General features: G+C 67.6%; 15 protein-coding genes and 3 tRNA genes. 3 read left to right on the forward strand and 15 right to left on the reverse strand.

Going from position 1 to position 14,160, the window contains the following annotated elements:
* Window positions 1-27: 27 nt before the first annotated feature.
* From ASF87_RS08895 to ASF87_RS08920, 6 genes are all read right to left on the reverse strand, one after another.
* Window positions 28-651 (reverse strand): response regulator, encoded by a 624-nt coding sequence (locus ASF87_RS08895; RefSeq protein WP_056375547.1) that lies wholly within the window; start codon window positions 649-651, stop codon window positions 28-30.
* The gene (locus tag ASF87_RS08900; protein WP_157550037.1) at window positions 648-1,862 is read right to left on the reverse strand and encodes a sensor histidine kinase; all 1,215 of its coding nucleotides are present in this window, start codon (window positions 1,860-1,862) and stop codon (window positions 648-650) included. The genes ASF87_RS08895 and ASF87_RS08900 overlap by 4 nt, the downstream gene beginning before the upstream one ends.
* A 106-nt stretch (window positions 1,863-1,968) precedes the next feature.
* Window positions 1,969-2,802: an ABC transporter permease gene (locus ASF87_RS08905; RefSeq protein ID WP_056375549.1), complete on the reverse strand. Its 834-nt coding sequence runs from the start codon at window positions 2,800-2,802 to the stop codon at window positions 1,969-1,971.
* On the reverse strand, window positions 2,799-3,704 hold the full coding sequence (locus tag ASF87_RS08910; protein WP_056375550.1) for an ABC transporter ATP-binding protein: 906 nt from the start codon (window positions 3,702-3,704) through the stop codon (window positions 2,799-2,801). Before ASF87_RS08910 ends, ASF87_RS08905 begins: the two co-directional genes overlap by 4 nt.
* Before the next feature lie 146 nt (window positions 3,705-3,850).
* A complete protein-coding gene (locus ASF87_RS08915; protein WP_056375551.1) occupies window positions 3,851-5,272 on the reverse strand; it encodes a hypothetical protein in 1,422 nt (473 codons plus the stop codon).
* 167 nt (window positions 5,273-5,439) lie between these two features.
* Entirely contained in the window at window positions 5,440-5,943 is a 504-nt protein-coding gene (locus ASF87_RS08920; protein WP_056375552.1) for a hypothetical protein, read from the reverse strand.
* A gap of 71 nt (window positions 5,944-6,014) precedes the next feature.
* On the opposite strand from ASF87_RS08920, the gene ASF87_RS08925 reads away from it, so the two are divergent.
* On the forward strand, window positions 6,015-6,749 hold the full coding sequence (locus ASF87_RS08925; protein ID WP_056375553.1) for a DUF2071 domain-containing protein: 735 nt from the start codon (window positions 6,015-6,017) through the stop codon (window positions 6,747-6,749).
* Here ASF87_RS08925 and ASF87_RS08930 read toward each other — a convergent pair.
* From ASF87_RS08930 to ASF87_RS08955, 6 genes are all read right to left on the reverse strand, one after another.
* Complete coding sequence (locus ASF87_RS08930) at window positions 6,730-7,650, reverse strand: AEC family transporter (protein ID WP_056375554.1); 921 nt, start codon at window positions 7,648-7,650, stop codon at window positions 6,730-6,732. The two genes, ASF87_RS08925 and ASF87_RS08930, sit on opposite strands and share 20 nt — an antisense overlap.
* A gap of 314 nt (window positions 7,651-7,964) precedes the next feature.
* Window positions 7,965-8,588 carry a GntR family transcriptional regulator gene (locus tag ASF87_RS08935; protein WP_056375555.1) on the reverse strand — a complete coding sequence of 208 codons (624 nt, stop codon included), beginning with the start codon at window positions 8,586-8,588 and terminating at the stop codon, window positions 7,965-7,967.
* A 105-nt stretch (window positions 8,589-8,693) separates the two neighbouring features.
* Window positions 8,694-9,002 (reverse strand): hypothetical protein, encoded by a 309-nt coding sequence (locus tag ASF87_RS08940; protein WP_056375556.1) that lies wholly within the window; start codon window positions 9,000-9,002, stop codon window positions 8,694-8,696.
* A 121-nt stretch (window positions 9,003-9,123) separates the two neighbouring features.
* Window positions 9,124-9,196, reverse strand: a tRNA-Phe gene (locus tag ASF87_RS08945).
* A gap of 71 nt (window positions 9,197-9,267) precedes the next feature.
* Window positions 9,268-9,341: transfer RNA gene (locus tag ASF87_RS08950), tRNA-Asp, on the reverse strand.
* A gap of 29 nt (window positions 9,342-9,370) precedes the next feature.
* Window positions 9,371-9,443 (reverse strand) — tRNA-Glu (locus tag ASF87_RS08955).
* 211 nt (window positions 9,444-9,654) lie between these two features.
* On the opposite strand from ASF87_RS08955, the gene ASF87_RS08960 reads away from it, so the two are divergent.
* On the forward strand, window positions 9,655-11,022 hold the full coding sequence (locus tag ASF87_RS08960; RefSeq protein ID WP_056375557.1) for a peptidoglycan DD-metalloendopeptidase family protein: 1,368 nt from the start codon (window positions 9,655-9,657) through the stop codon (window positions 11,020-11,022).
* Window positions 11,023-11,095: 73 nt separating this feature from the next.
* On the opposite strand, the gene ASF87_RS08965 is transcribed toward ASF87_RS08960, so the two are convergent.
* Window positions 11,096-11,587, reverse strand: coding sequence for an inorganic diphosphatase (locus ASF87_RS08965; RefSeq protein ID WP_042536967.1), 492 nt, complete (start codon window positions 11,585-11,587; stop codon window positions 11,096-11,098).
* Window positions 11,588-11,630: 43 nt separating this feature from the next.
* The gene (locus ASF87_RS08970; protein ID WP_082508812.1) at window positions 11,631-12,290 is read right to left on the reverse strand and encodes a TMEM175 family protein; all 660 of its coding nucleotides are present in this window, start codon (window positions 12,288-12,290) and stop codon (window positions 11,631-11,633) included.
* A 77-nt stretch (window positions 12,291-12,367) separates the two neighbouring features.
* Here ASF87_RS08970 and tilS point away from each other — a divergent pair, with 77 nt between their 5' ends.
* The gene (tilS, locus tag ASF87_RS08975; RefSeq protein ID WP_056376429.1) at window positions 12,368-13,354 is read left to right on the forward strand and encodes a tRNA lysidine(34) synthetase TilS; all 987 of its coding nucleotides are present in this window, start codon (window positions 12,368-12,370) and stop codon (window positions 13,352-13,354) included.
* A gap of 91 nt (window positions 13,355-13,445) precedes the next feature.
* Here the strand turns inward: tilS and ASF87_RS08980 are convergent, their stop codons facing one another.
* A complete protein-coding gene (locus ASF87_RS08980; RefSeq protein WP_042536972.1) occupies window positions 13,446-14,036 on the reverse strand; it encodes a DUF937 domain-containing protein in 591 nt (196 codons plus the stop codon).
* Window positions 14,037-14,160: the final 124 nt, after the last annotated feature.

Raw genomic sequence — 14,160 nt, forward strand, 5'->3', positions numbered from 1 at the left:
GGGGCCGTTCGCGTTGTCCGTCGTCGTCTAGATCAGGCCGAGTTCGAGCGCGAGCGTCACGGCGCGCGTGCGGTCGGAGACCTCGAGTTTCTCGAAGACGTGGATCAGGTGGGTCTTCACCGTCGCCTCGCCGATGAACAGCTCTCGGCCGATCTCCGGGTTGCTGCGACCCGCCGCGACGAGGCGGAGCACCTCGCGTTCCCGCGGGCTCAGCTGAGGTCTGCCCGGTCGGTCGCCGCGCATCCGCGTGACGAGCGTGGCGGCGATCGTCGGGGCGAGGACCGTATGGCCGTCAGCGACGGCGCGGATCCCCGCGACGATCTCCTCCTGCGGGGCGGCCTTGAGGAGGTAACCGCTCGCCCCCGCCTCGATCGCACCGAGGATGTCGTCGTCGGTCTCGTACGTCGTCAGGACGAGAACGCGCACCTCGGGCAGTTCGGCAGCGATGCGCGATGTCGCCTCGATGCCGGAGGTGCCGGGCATCCGGAGATCCATCAGCACGACATCCGGGCGCAGACGAGCGGCCAGGTCGACCGCCTCCGCGCCGTTCGCCGCCTGCCCGACGACTTCGAGCCCCGGATCGAGGGCGATGAGTCCCACGATGCCGGACCGCACGATCGGATGGTCGTCGGCGACGATGACTCGGATCATGGCGTCGTCTCCTTCTCGGCCTCGGCCTCTGCCTCGGTCGTGGACTCGGCGTGCAGCGGGATGCGTACGGTCAGGTCCGTGCCGGCCTGCGTCCCGTCTGCGACGGTCAGGGTGCCGCCGACGAGGGAGAGCCGCTCCCGCATCCCGGCAAGACCGAATCCGCGGTCATCGTCGATCGAGACTCCTCCGAGTCCGCGGCCGTCATCGCGGATGCGGAGCTCCGCGGAATCGGTGATCGCGAGCGTGACCCGAATGGATGCGGCGCCGGAGTGCTTGCGCACGTTCGCGAGGCCCTCTTGCGCGCAGCGCAGCAGGACGACCTGAACGTCTCGCGCCAGCACAGCATCCGATGCCGACACATCGACGCGCATGCCGGTCTCCCTCGCGAAGCGGGCTCCGAGGCGGCGGAGCGCGTCTCCGAGCGAGCCGGCGGACGGCGCGGGCGAGGTCACGGCAACGAGAGCCCTGGCTTCGACGAGCGCCTCTCGTGCCGCGCTCTCGATCAGCTCGATCGCCGCGGGCGATCCGTCGAGACGCGCGCGCTCTGCGAGCATGACGATGCTCGCGAGGCTCTGGGCGATCGTGTCATGGACGTCGCGAGCGAGACGAGCGCGCTCCTCGATCGCGCCGGCTTCGCGGCTCGCCGTCTCGAGGCCCGCCTGTGCGTCGGTCAGATCCGCCAGGAGATTCTGGCGCTCGACGCCCCACTCGGCGATGCGCGTGATCCAGAGGCCGAGAGCGAGGCTGAACGCGGTCGACAGACCGGACGAGAGGAAACCGGTGCTGAGCGCATCGGCGGTGAAGTCGCCCCAGTAGCCGTAGGCGAGACCGAGCACGACGCCGTTGCCCACCGTGACCAGCACGGCCTGCAGGGTCGATCGTGACGTCATCCAGATGAGCGGCAGCACCAGGGTCTGCAGCAGCAGCATGTTCGGCTCGATCGCGACGCCCACCGCGAGAAGCGAGATCATCGCGACCTGCAGCAGCGCCGAGACAGCGGGCGCAGGATCCTCGACGCCCTCATGAATCCCGACATAGGCGCGGGCGCCGAACGCGTAGACGAGGAAGACCCCGACGGTGATGGCGACGAGCACCCAGCGTGACCCGGGGAAGCTCTGCGGGAGGGTGAGAGAGAGGCCGGCCACCGCGAGCAGCAGCGCGGTCGCGGCGATGTCCCACCCCAGGCGCTCTCGGCGGATCACGCGGCTCATGCGCACCACTCTTCCACTGTTCGACACGGCCCGATGCACGGCCCGACGCACAGCCCGACGCCGCGATGACGTCGAACCGCGCGCCGGGGCGACAGCGACGCCGGTGTCATCCGCTCTGTCGGATCCAGCGGAAGGTCGCGCGGCTGAGGATGAAGCCTGCGATGAGCCAGATCGCCAGCATGATCGCGACGAGACCGAGGTTCCATTCGCCGCCCGGTTCTGCGGCTTTGAACGAGTCGGGCAGGATCGCCGCTCGCATCCCCTGAGCGATCCACTTGAGGGGGAACACGGCGGCGACGTTCTGCAGCCACTCGGGCAGGGCTGAGAAGGCGATGTAGACGCCCGAGATGAACTGCAGCAGCAGCACGACCGGGATCACCACCGCCGATGCGGTCTTGCCCGAACGCGGGAGCGCCGACAGGGCGATGCCGAGCAGCGTGCACGAGAGCAGACCGAGCACGAACACCCAGGCGAACAGGCCCCAGGATTCGGCGTCCGAGGGCAGCTGCACCTTGTAGAGCACGACCGCGACGGTGAGGAGCAGCGCCATCTGCAGGATCGCGGTCACGAACACCTCGCCGATCTTGCCGATGAAGTACGTGGCGGGCGAGATCGGGGTGCTTCCGAGGCGCTTCAGCGTGCCGTCGCTCTTCTCGACTGCGATCTCGATCGAGAGGCCCTGCACTCCCGAGAGGAAGATGCCGCCCGCGATGAGTCCGGGGAGGTAGTACGTCGCCATGCTCACCTTGTCAGCGCCCTCGCCGACGTCGCCGGTGAAGATGGTCGCGAAGATCAGATACATCACGGTGGGGAACAGGAACGTGAAGAAGACCTGATCTCCCGCACGGAAGTACTGTCGCAGCTCGAAGCCGATGCGACGCACGCCGAGTCGGATCGTGCGGGGGAGGCCGAAGCGCGTCGGTGCGGTCATGGTGCTCATGCCGGCTCCTTCAGGTCGGTGAGGCTGTCGTCTGGCGTGGAGTCCGCGGCGGATGCGGCGTCGTGTTCCCGGATCAGGCCGAGGTAGATGTCCTCGAGGGTCGGACGGACGACCTCCAGGGCATCGGGTTCGCCGATCGTCGTCTGCAGCTCCGAGACGAACGCTCCAGGAGTCGGCGTTCGCTGCTCATGGCGCGTGCCCGTCGCATCCCGCCAGCGCACCACCGGTGTGCGTGCGTCCGGGCCGCCGATCTCGTCGATCGGTCCGATCGCGGCGATCCGCCCCGCGGTGATGACCGCGGCTCGGTCGCCGAGCTGAGCCGCTTCGTCGAGGTAATGGGTGGTCAGCAGGATGGTGGTTCCCTCCGCCTTGAGCGAGCGGATGAGATCCCAGAACTGGCGGCGGGCCTCTGGATCGAAACCCGTGGTCGGTTCGTCGAGGAACAGCATCTCGGGTCGGCCGATGATCCCCAGTGCGACGTCGAGGCGGCGCTGCTGTCCGCCTGAGAGCTTTCCCGCACGGGAACGCTGCTTCTGCTCGAGGCCCACCGCTGCGATCACCTCGTCGATGTCGCGAGGGCGCGGGTAGTACCCGGCGAACTCGGTGAGCAGCTCGCGCACGGTGAAGTTGCCCGCTTCGCCGGTCGACTGCAGCACGATGCCCAAGCGCGCCTTCCAGTCCAGGCCGCCGCGCTGCGGATCGACGTCGAGCACACGTACTTCGCCGGACGTGCGGTGTCGATATCCCTCGAGGATCTCGATGGTCGTCGACTTCCCCGCACCGTTCGGGCCGAGCAGCGCGAACGTCTCGCCCCGGCGGATGTCGAAGCTGATGCCGTCGACGGCGGCGAACCCGCTGTAGTCCTTGCGGAGGTCCCGCACCTCGATCACGCTGTCTGTCATGATCCCAGCGTGCCCGCGGAAGAGCTCGCGCGGTAGCCGTGAAGCGACGGACTCTGACATCCACTGATCGGTGGATGCCCGCCGGAGACAGAACAGGGGCATGAGCGGAATGTCCGCCCACGCCCCTGTTCGTCAGGAGATCGAGATCAGCGCGAGGTCTTCTCGTCGGTCTCGACGACCTCGATGGTGATCTTGCCGTCAATGGTCTCGGCGTCGTCGTCGAGGATCTCATCGTCGAGGGCTTCATCTCCACGGAACTCCTCGACGGGCTCTGCGGTCTCGTCCTGTTCGTCCTCGACGATCTCGGCATCGAGCGTGTCGACGTCGAACGCGTCGTCGTCAGCGTCCGCCACTGCAGAGACGGCGTCGGCGTCGTCCTTCTGCTGGTCGCTGAAGATCCCCTCCGGGCGGATCAGCTCGCGCACCTCGGCCATGAAGCTGGCCAGCTGCTGCTGCTGCCAGCGCAGCTGGCGCGCCTGGTCTTCGGCATCCCGCAGTACTGCGGAAGTGTGACCCGTCACAGAGTCGACGATCTTCTGCGACTTCACGCGCGCACGGTCGAGCGTGTCGCGGGCGCGCACCTGGGCATCCGCTTCGATGGTCTGCGCCTGCGAGCGCATCAGGCGCTCATAGTCATCGGCCTTCGCGGAGATGCGCTGTGCGTGATCGAGCGACGCGGCGACCTGCTCGTTGGCGTCGTTCGTGATGCGCTCGGCGTGGGCGACGGCCTGGTTGTGCAGCACGAGGAACTCCTGCTGGGCGTCGTCCTGACGTCGGGTGAGCGTCTCCTCGAACTCGAGCACGCGCGCGTTCATCTCGCGCACCTCGCGCTCCGCCTCGGCACGCAGCTGGGTCGTCTCGCGAGTGACGAGCGAGCGGAGCGCCGCAGCGCCCTTCTCGGCCTCGGTGCGGATCGCCGTGGCCTCCTGCGTCGCCTGGTGCACCCGCTCGGCAGCGTGTGCGGCCTCGCGCTCGAGCGTCGCCTGGTGCGCGGTGTACTCGGTGTCGATCTTCAGGCGCACCTGGTCGGCGTCGTGCTGAGCGTGGGCGAGGATGCGGGTGACATCGGCATCGGCCTCGGCACGCTGCGTGGTGACCTCTTCGCGAGCTGCGGCCATCAGGCGGTCGGCCTGCACCGCGGCGTTCTGGATGAGCACGTTCGCCTGCTCCTCCGCGACGCGGAGGATCGCCTCGAACTGCTCGCGCGACGGTGCCTCCTGGCCATCCGCGCGCGGGGTGTCGACGAGCTCGTTGGTCAGGGTGGCGACCTGCTGCTCGGTCTCGGCGGCCTTCGCCTTGGTGGCGAGGAGCTCGGCCTCGATCTCTTCGCGGGCGATGCGCTCTTCTTCGCGGAGCGCCTCGACGGCGTCTTCGTGGCGCGCCTCGGTGGCGGCGAGGTCGGCCTTCGCCTGCTGCAGCTGATTGCGCAGCGCGCTCAGAGCCGAGTCGACCTCGGCCTTGTCGTAGCCGCGGAACGAGGCGGTGAAGCCGGACTGCTCACGCGGCGTCTCTTCGATCAGCTTGTCGAAGAAGTCGGGAGTCCGGTCGTCATTGGGGGATTCACTCATTGGTCGGCCTTTCCGGCGCAGGTCACAGAGGGACTGAGGGCTGTGATGAGAAATGGTGCCGTCGCGAGGCCGGCTGCGGTGGGGCCGGGTGCGTCATCAGCAGCTTCAGCCTAGTTGCGGCGGCTGTGAGATGCACCCGATGTTCCGGTACGCGACGTGCGGTCGGTCTAGACCGGTATCCATGTTCCCGTCGCCTCGTCGCGCCGGTGGTGGATCGGCCGTCCCGGGGAGACGTCGATGCCCCTGGCCTGCGCGGCCGTGGAGACGCCGGAGCGCAGGTCTGACCAGAACTCCGAGGTGTTCGGCACGCCCAAGTGCTCGCGGATCCTCTCGACCTCCAGCCGGGTTCCGCGCTCATCGTCGACGAGCCGCACGATCGCATCGTCGGGCTCGATGAATCGGATGCCGTAGCCGCCGCCCCCGAGCCGGGTGAACTTGCGCGGCTGCTGCAGCACGACACCGTCGACGACCTCGCGTGCTGTGGCTTCCGACGCATGCAGCACCAGTGTCGTGTCCAGTTCGTCGAGGATCCCGGTGAGGCGGGTCGTCGCGTAGCGCCGCCCTTCTCTTCCTCCGGCAGCGTCGGTCGAGCGGCGCACCCAACGGGGGAGGAAGATCGCCAGCACGAGGATCGCGGCGATCACGGCGACATAGATGAGCGCGTTGTCCACGCATACAACCTACGGGAGGCGGATACGCCGACACCCTTGGAGTAATTTAGCTACAGTGCTAGATTCACAACATGAGGATCATTCGCGACGTACGGGCGCAGCTGCGCCGGCGACTTCTGATCAGCTACCGGGTGGACCCTGACGTCGCCGTCTCGCTGCTGCCTGCGGGGTTCCGCCCTCGAATCGTCGACGGCTCTGCGGTCGCCGGCGTGTGCGTGCTGGGTCTGGAATCGATCCGCCCGGGCTGGTCGAGCGGTCGATGGGGTCTCCGCTCCGAGAACGCCGCTCATCGGATCGCCGTCGAGTGGGACGGCCCCGACGGCGTCGAGCAGGGGGTCTTCATCTTCGAACGCCACAGTTCGGCATGGCATCCGGTGCTGTTCGGCGGACGACTGTTCCCCGGGGTGCATCGGAGGGCGCGATTCCGGATCGAGGAATCCGGCGATCGTTACGCGCTCGCGATGGAGGCGACCGGGCACAGTCTCGACGCCGATGTCGAAGTGGGCGGCGAGTGGTCGAGCGCGCTGTTCGCATCGGTCGACGAGGCCTCCGACTTCTACCGCTCCGGTCGCGTCGGGTGGTCGACGGCGCGAGACCGACGCACCGTCGAACCCGTCGCGCTCGCCTCCGATTCGTGGAAGGTCGAAGGTGCCCGTCTGCACCACCTTCGGTCGTCGTTCTTCGAGGCGCTTCCCGCCGGGGCTGCGGTCTTCGACAGCGTCGTCGTGATGCGCGATCTCCCGCTGACCCTCTCCGGCGTCGGCGGTCGGCGGGATGCTGCGGTGCTCACCCCAGCAGAAACATGATGAGGATCAGCACGGGCAGGCAGCCGAGCGTGGTGAGGAACACGGTGTCGCGCGAGATGGTCTCGCCGATGTCGTATCGCTGCGAGTAGTTGAAGACGTTCTGGGCGGTCGGAAGCGCCGCGAGGATGACGACGATCAGCACCTCGGCCGAAGAGAGTCCGAAGACGAACTCCGCCACGACCCAGGCGATCAGAGGCATCGCGATGAGCTTGAGCGATGTCGCGACGATGATGTCTCGGCGGTGTCCGGGGGCTCCGAGGACGCGCTGGCCGTGCAGCGAGATGCCGTAACTGATCAGCAGCACCGGCACGGCAGCATCGGCGATCAGCTGCGCGGGCTCCATGACGATGGGCGGAACAGTGATGCCCAGCACCGAGACGAGGGTTCCGAGGAGCGAGGCGATGATGATCGGGTTGGTCGCCGTGCGCACGAGGGTCTTGCGCAGCGAGACCCGGTCGCTCGTGACGGCATCGAGGATCGTCAGCGAGACCGGCGTGAAGACCAGCAGCTGCATGAGCACGACCGGCGCGGGGTAGGCGGCGCTGCCGAGCAGGTAGAGAGACAACGGGATGCCGATGTTGTTCGAGTTGACCTGCCCGGCCGACAGGGCGCCGATCAGCGTCTCTCCGACGGGGCGCTTCCACCAGAGTCGTGCCACCAGCGTGTAGATCGCGATGATCGCGACGGCCGCTATCGCCGAGACGGGGAGCAGCGAGGAGAAGAGCATCTTCGCATCGGCATGGGCGAGCACGGTGAAGAGCAGGAACGGCGACAGCACGAAGAAGATCAGGCGGCCGAGCACATGCCGGGCGTGCGGGCCGAGCAGATCGATCCGCCCGAGCAGGTACCCGAGGGCGATCGCCACCCCCACGACCGCGAATCCGATGAACGTCTCGAGCATGATTCGAGCGTATCCAGCCCGGACTCCCCCCGTCGTCATCGGCGGCTCGGGCAGGGTATCTCGGCATAGCAGTTCGAGCGTCTCGGCGTCAATGGTTGAGCCCCGATCAGCGTCAGTGCCCGTCTCGCCAATACGCTGGCAATACGACGAGCCGCATTCTGCTGCTCTCCGTCGGTCGAACCAGACGTGCCCTCGAGTCTCTCGGTCTTGAGCGCCCACTGGGGGGTGGGTGCGCTTGCGGACCTTCTCATCGACTGATCCGGTCCCCCCGTTCGGGCGCGGGGGACCGGAACCAACTCCTCGGAGTGGATCCGCTACTTCAGGCGGAGCATCCTCTGCACGGCCTTGACGCCGGCGTTCGCGCTGCGAGCGCGCATCGCGGACTCGAGCTCCTCGAGAGACTCCCGCGTGTTCACTCGCGGCTCTCCGAGGTAGAGATCGCGGAACACGAGATACCAGAAGTCGCTCAGCATCAGTCGATAGAGATCGTTCAGCGCACGGTCGGTCAGGAATTCGAAGAGTTCGACATGGGCCTCGATCCAGCCCTTGCCGGACTCGACCGACTCGATCGCCTCGCCGATCAGCTCGCACGCGATGGCGAGGTCCGCCTCGGACAGCGCGAGTGCAGCCTCGCGGATGATCTCGCCGCCCTGAGACGCGGCGAACTCGCGGGTGATGCGTGAGCGTTCGTCGGTGATGTCGGTGACCATCGAATAGCGATTCGCGTGGACTTCCATCAGCCCGGCTCGCGCGAGTCGCTGCACTGCCTCTCGCACCGGGGTGCGGGTGACGCCGAGGTCGTCGGCGATCGCCTTGTCGCTCAGTTTCGCGCCCGGAGCATAAGTGCCGTCGGCGATCGACGTCGCCAATCGGCGGAAGAGCTCCTCAGCTCCGAGGTTCCGCTGCGCCCCAGGCACAACCGGCAGGTCAGGTCCCATATCGATATATTACTTCGCATACGTCGGGTGGGATATCGACCGCGAGAGACGGCCTGCGTGTCTATCGTGCTGCAGCCGCACTCATGGACTGCATCCATGCGGTCGTCACTCTCGTGTGAACGAGACCTCGCGGCTGACGCGCCGGTTGTGGAGGATCAGCACCACGAGCGCTGCGACGGGACCGGCCAGAACCGCCATGATCGTCCAGTGCCATCCCGCGGTGCTCACGAGCGCGGCGCCGAGCACGATGAGTCCGGCGCCCACGGCCCGCAGTGCGATCGAACGCTCAGGCGTCGTCCGAGGCTTGCCGCCGAACGGAACTCGCGTGGTCGCGTTGGCTCGAAGAGTCTTCCCGAGAGCGGTGTGGAAGATCGCGGTCCCGACGACAGCGGCAGCGATTCCGAAGACGAACATGTCATCGACGGTATCAAGTGCGCTGTCCGGCGTTCAGATCGCCTCCGCCCAGGAAAAGCGGAAACCCCCGCCATGTAGAAGCTAGGCGAGGGTTCCTAAGGTGACTGTAATGATCACCCTGTGGCTCCGACGGGCGTCGATCCCGTGACCTCACGATTTTCAGTCGTGCGCTCTACCAACTGAGCTACAGAGCCGTGCGACGGGCTAGACCTGTCGCATCTAGACGAAAGGGCCCTTCTCGAAGAGAAAGGCCCGTCGCTTAGAGCGACCCTGACGGGACTTGAACCCGCGACCTCCGCCGTGACAGGGCGGCACGCTAACCAACTGCGCTACAGGGCCATACTTGTTTTCAATTATACCGGAAGGAGTGACCCCAACGGGATTCGAACCCGTGCTACCGCCGTGAAAGGGCGGCGTCCTAGGCCGCTAAACGATGGGGCCGAAGTCTGTCCCGGAGGACTTCCTTGCCGACGCTCAAGCATAAGGGAAGATCTGAGCAAAACGCGAATCGAGGGCGAGCCTGCTGTACCCCGGGCGTGTTCGGGAGGACGATGGACCCGTATCGCTGTGTCCTCTCGCGCTGTCCGCCTCCTGGTGCGGATGTGAAAGAAGTTGTTAGTGTGGCATTTGTGAAACCGGCGGAAGGGGCCGAGTGAACGACAAGGACTCGACGACGAATGCTGCTGCGGCGGCATCCGACGACTGCGGCTGCGCGCCGACGCCCGCGGAGAGCCGTGCGTTCTGGAAAGACCGCTCGGTCACCCGTCGCGGCGCCCTCACTCTCGGCGCGCTCAGCGTCGTCGCCCTCAGCGCCTTCGGCGTCTCCAATGGCGTGACCGCCGCGTACGCGGCGTCGTATCCCAGCTGGGACGACGTGCAGAACGCCATGAACAGTGAGGCCGCGAAGGCGGGCGAGGTCACTCGCATCGAAGGGCTCATCCAGTCGCTCAAGCAGCGAGTGGCCGACGCTCAGGCCAAGGCCGTCCTCGCGGGCGAGGAGTACAACGCCGCTCAGCTGGCGTACTTCGACGCCATCGCCGTCGCAGATGAGCTCCAGTCGAAGGCCGACGAGCAGGCGCTCGTCGCCGACGACGCGACCAAGAAGGCCGCCCAGCTCGCCGCACAGCTGTACCGCAACGGAGGCGATGACACCGCCCTCGAACTCTTCTTCGCCGGCTCGGCAGACAATGCGGACCAGCTGCTCTCTCGTCTCGGGACGATGGACAAGGTCTACCAGTACAACCAGACGGTGCACGACAACGCTGTCGCCGCACGCAACTCGGCCCAGGCGCTCACCGATCAGGCCGTGGTCGCCCGCACCGAGCGCGATCGCCTGCAGCAGATCGCCGAGCAGAAGATGATCGAGGCCCAGGCCGCAGCCGACGCCGCTCAGGCGGCGCTCGACGAGCAGTCGGCCAACCTCGCGACCATGCAGGCGCAGCTCGCAGCCCTGAAGGACGCCACGGCGACGACCGTGGCCGGCTACCAGGAGGGCGTGCGCGTCGCGGAGGAGGAGCGCAAGCGTCGCGAAGCGGCCGAGGCTGCTGCTGCCGCCGCAGGCAATGGCGGCGGAGGCGGTGGCGGCGGAGGAGTCGGCGGGTCACCCGGATCGGGAGGCTGGGTCCGACCGCACGGCGGCCACCGCAGCGCCGGGTTCGGTCCTCGTCCCAAGCCCTGCGCGGCCTGCTCCGGCTACCACTACGGCGTCGACCTCGCTAACGGCTGCGGAGCGGCGATCTACGCGGCGCAGTCCGGCACCGTCGACTACGCCGGCCCACGGGGCAACTACGGCAACTACATCCGCATCCAGCACGGCGGCGGTGTGTCGTCCGGCTATGCGCACATCAGGGACGGTGGATTCGCAGTCCGCAGCGGCACCTGGGTGAACTCCGGTCAGGTCATCGCCTACGCCGGCAACACCGGAGCATCCGTCGGCTGCCACCTGCACTTCGAGGTCTACATCAACGGCGCGTACACCAACCCCATCACCTTCCTCGCGGATCGCGGCGTCTCGGTCTGAGTTCCGCGTCCACGACGAAGAAGACCCCCGGCCGCTGTGCGGATCCGGGGGTCTTCTTCATTGCAGCGAGGTGTCAGTGACCCTGCTCGCCGAAGCGGACGATCGCCTCGTCGAGGATGCGCTGCGCCTCTGCGGCGTCGCCCCACGCGTCGACCTTGACCCACTTGTTGGGCTCGAGGTCCTTATAGTGCTCGAAGAAGTGCTCGATCTCCTTCTTGGTGAACTCGGCGACATCGCCGATGTCCTGGATGTGGGCCCAGCGGGGGTCCTTCGACAGCACGGCGACGAGCTTGTCGTCTCCGCCGGCCTCGTCGCTCATCTTGAGCACGGCGACGGGGCGCACCTCGACGACGACGCCGGGGTAGATCGCGTGGTCGAGAAGCACGAGCACGTCGAGCGGGTCGCCGTCCTCTCCGAGGGTGTTGTCGAAGTAGCCGTAGTCGGCGGGGTACCCGAAGGTCGTGTAGAGCACGCGGTCGAGGTGCACTCGTCCGGTCTCGTGGTCGACCTCGTACTTCACGCGGCTGCCGCGCGGGATCTCGATGACGGCGTCGTGTGCGCCCATGCGTGTGCTCCTCAGAAATGACGGTTGGATGCCGCGCACTAGCCTACCCGCGGCCGGTGGATGGCCCGGGCGCCTGCCGCGACGCCCGGCTCAGCAGCGTCGTGACGACCCCTGTCAGCAGCAGCACGAGGAGCCCGGCGTAGCCGAGTGACGGCACGAACACCGCGATCGCGAGGGCGATCAGGAACAGGATGATCGCGGCGAGGTCGCCGATCACGCCCGCTCGCAGAACGTCGACCGGCGTCGTCGTGAAGTCGGGATGACGCAGCAGATAGAGCCACCCCGCCAGGGTCGTGATCTGCGTGAGGATCAGCGTGCCGATGTAGACCACCGGCTGCAGAGAGTCGGTCTCCATCTGTCCGATCATCGCGGTCGGCACGGGCAGCCAGACGATCGTCGCCATCCAGGCGATGTTGATCCAGAGCAGCGGGCCCGTGACCCACTCGACGTCACGGTACTGCCGATGGTGGCCCATCCAGAACGTCGCGATGAGGACGAAGCTCAGCCCGAAGCTCAGCAGCTGACCCGAATGCTCGACGAAGAACTCGGCGGTGCTGAGCGTGCCGGAGGCGGCCTCGGACACGGATTCCATGAGCGGAAGGATCAGCAGGGTCATCGCGATCGCGACGACGGCATCGACGAACGCCTTGAACCGCTCTGTCCTGAACCGCACTGCCCTGAACCGCACTGGGTGAACCGTCACGGCGCCAGGTTAGGACGCAGAGCCCGCAGAGCGCGAGACCCGCGCGGCGATCCATCCTCGTGATCTACCGTTGGTCTGTGCCGTCGTTATCACCCGCCATCGCCGAGATCCGCCTCGCCGTGCGCACCGCGCTCGCCGATCTGCCCGCGGGATCGACCGTCGTCGTCGCTCTTTCCGGGGGAGCGGACTCGCTCGCGCTCGCCGCGGCGACCGCGTTCGAAGCCCCCAAGCTCGGACTCCGAGCGGGGAGTCTCACGGTCGACCACGGTCTTCAGGACGGATCGGATGCTGTCGCCGCACGCGCCGCGCGAACGGCGGCGGCGCTGGGGCTCGACGCTCTCATCGTCCGGGTCGAGGTGGGCGAGGAGGGCGGTCCGGAGGCCGCGGCCCGCGACGCGCGGTATCGGGCGCTGAAGGACGCTGCCGCGGATGCCGGTGCGTCAGCCGTGCTGCTCGGCCACACGCTCGATGACCAGGCCGAGACGGTGCTGCTCGGTCTCGCCCGCGGATCCGGGGCGGCGAGCCTGCAGGGGATGGCGCCGGTGCGCGAAGACGACGACGGGCTGCGCTGGGTGCGGCCGTTGCTCGCGGTGCGGCGCGAGACCACACGAGCGTGCTGCACGGCATCCGACCTCGAGGTCTGGGACGACCCGCACAACGCAGAGCAGCGATTCGCGCGGGTGCGTGTGCGCGACCGCGTGCTGCCGGTGCTCGAAGCGGAACTCGGCCCCGGCATCGCCGAGGCTCTGGCGCGCACGGCCGAACAGCTGCGGGAAGACGCCGAGGCGTTCGACGAGATGATCCACGAGACGATCGAGGACATCGTCGAGCATGCCGAGGCAGGGATCTCGGTCAGCGTCGCCGCTCTCGCCGCCAATCCGGCGGCTCTGCGCAATCGGATCATCCGACTGGTGGTCGACAGCGAGTTCGGGGTGAGCCTGACGCGCCTGCAGACTCTCGAGGTCGCCCGGCTCGCCACGGACTGGGCGGGTCAGGGACCCATCGACCTGCCGTCGTGCTCGGCGGCCCGGGTGGGCGGACGCGTCGTCTTCACCGCGCACTGAGTCGCAGCATTCCGCGACCCGCAGCGACGAGAGAACCCCTGCGGTCCCGTCCTCGGGGGCCGCAGGGGTTCTGGTCATGCAGGGCCGTCTGCTACTTCTTGCCGCCGAGCAGGCCGCCGAGCAGGTCGCCGATGCCGCCGCCACCCGAGGACTTTCCGCCGCCGAGGATGCCGCCGAGCAGGTCTCCGATGCCTCCGCCACCCGACGAGCTGCCGCCGCCGAGGATCCCGCCGATCACATCGCCGATGCCGCCGCCACCCGACTGCGTCTCTGCAGCGTCGGGCTTCGCGGACTTGTCCTTCGTGGCGTTGGCGATCAGGCCCATCACGATCGGGGCGAGGATCGGGAGGAGCTTGCCGAAGTCGATGCCGGCGGTCTCCTTCGACTCCGTCAGCTTCTCGGTGACCTGCTTCTCGTCGTCGCCGAGGATGTGCGCGACGATCTTGCCACCATCGGCCTGATCGATGTCGTCGACCTTCGCCGCCCCGGCCTTGCCCTGGTGGCGCTTCAGAGCGTTCTCGATCGCCGCAGAGCCCTCCGCGGTGGACGCGTTCTTGGCGAGGCCGCCGAGCAGCACGGCGCCGCCCTGTTCGACTGCCTCCTTGGCGACGTCGGGGGAGACTCCGAGCTTCGCGGCGATGTCGTCGATCGGGACCTGCGTGAGGATGTCGTCGAGTGCCATGGGTGAATCCTTCCGTCTGCGGGCCCACGCCCGTTCAAGCGCCACAGTAGTGCGGATGCCGGACCTGTACCCGGAATTCTGGTGGACGATCTGCGGATCCTGTGCGGGACCATGCCGGTGCGTC

Source organism: Microbacterium sp. Leaf161 (assembly GCF_001423645.1).
Lineage (GTDB): Bacteria > Actinomycetota > Actinomycetes > Actinomycetales > Microbacteriaceae > Microbacterium > Microbacterium forte.

What these genes read in the sequence shown, in the direction of transcription:
- ASF87_RS08895 (WP_056375547.1), bottom strand. Translation starts at nt 651, where the DNA reads ATGATCCGAGTCATCGTCGCCGACGACCATCCGATCGTGCGGTCCGGC.
- ASF87_RS08900 (WP_157550037.1), bottom strand. Translation starts at nt 1,862, where the DNA reads ATGAGCCGCGTGATCCGCCGAGAGCGCCTGGGGTGGGACATCGCCGCG.
- ASF87_RS08905 (WP_056375549.1), bottom strand. Translation starts at nt 2,802, where the DNA reads ATGAGCACCATGACCGCACCGACGCGCTTCGGCCTCCCCCGCACGATC.
- ASF87_RS08910 (WP_056375550.1), bottom strand. Translation starts at nt 3,704, where the DNA reads ATGACAGACAGCGTGATCGAGGTGCGGGACCTCCGCAAGGACTACAGC.
- ASF87_RS08915 (WP_056375551.1), bottom strand. Translation starts at nt 5,272, where the DNA reads ATGAGTGAATCCCCCAATGACGACCGGACTCCCGACTTCTTCGACAAG.
- ASF87_RS08925 (WP_056375553.1), top strand. Translation starts at nt 6,015, where the DNA reads ATGAGGATCATTCGCGACGTACGGGCGCAGCTGCGCCGGCGACTTCTG.
- ASF87_RS08930 (WP_056375554.1), bottom strand. Translation starts at nt 7,650, where the DNA reads ATGCTCGAGACGTTCATCGGATTCGCGGTCGTGGGGGTGGCGATCGCC.
- ASF87_RS08935 (WP_056375555.1), bottom strand. Translation starts at nt 8,588, where the DNA reads ATGGGACCTGACCTGCCGGTTGTGCCTGGGGCGCAGCGGAACCTCGGA.
- ASF87_RS08940 (WP_056375556.1), bottom strand. Translation starts at nt 9,002, where the DNA reads ATGTTCGTCTTCGGAATCGCTGCCGCTGTCGTCGGGACCGCGATCTTC.
- ASF87_RS08965 (WP_042536967.1), bottom strand. Translation starts at nt 11,587, where the DNA reads ATGGGCGCACACGACGCCGTCATCGAGATCCCGCGCGGCAGCCGCGTG.
- ASF87_RS08980 (WP_042536972.1), bottom strand. Translation starts at nt 14,036, where the DNA reads ATGGCACTCGACGACATCCTCACGCAGGTCCCGATCGACGACATCGCC.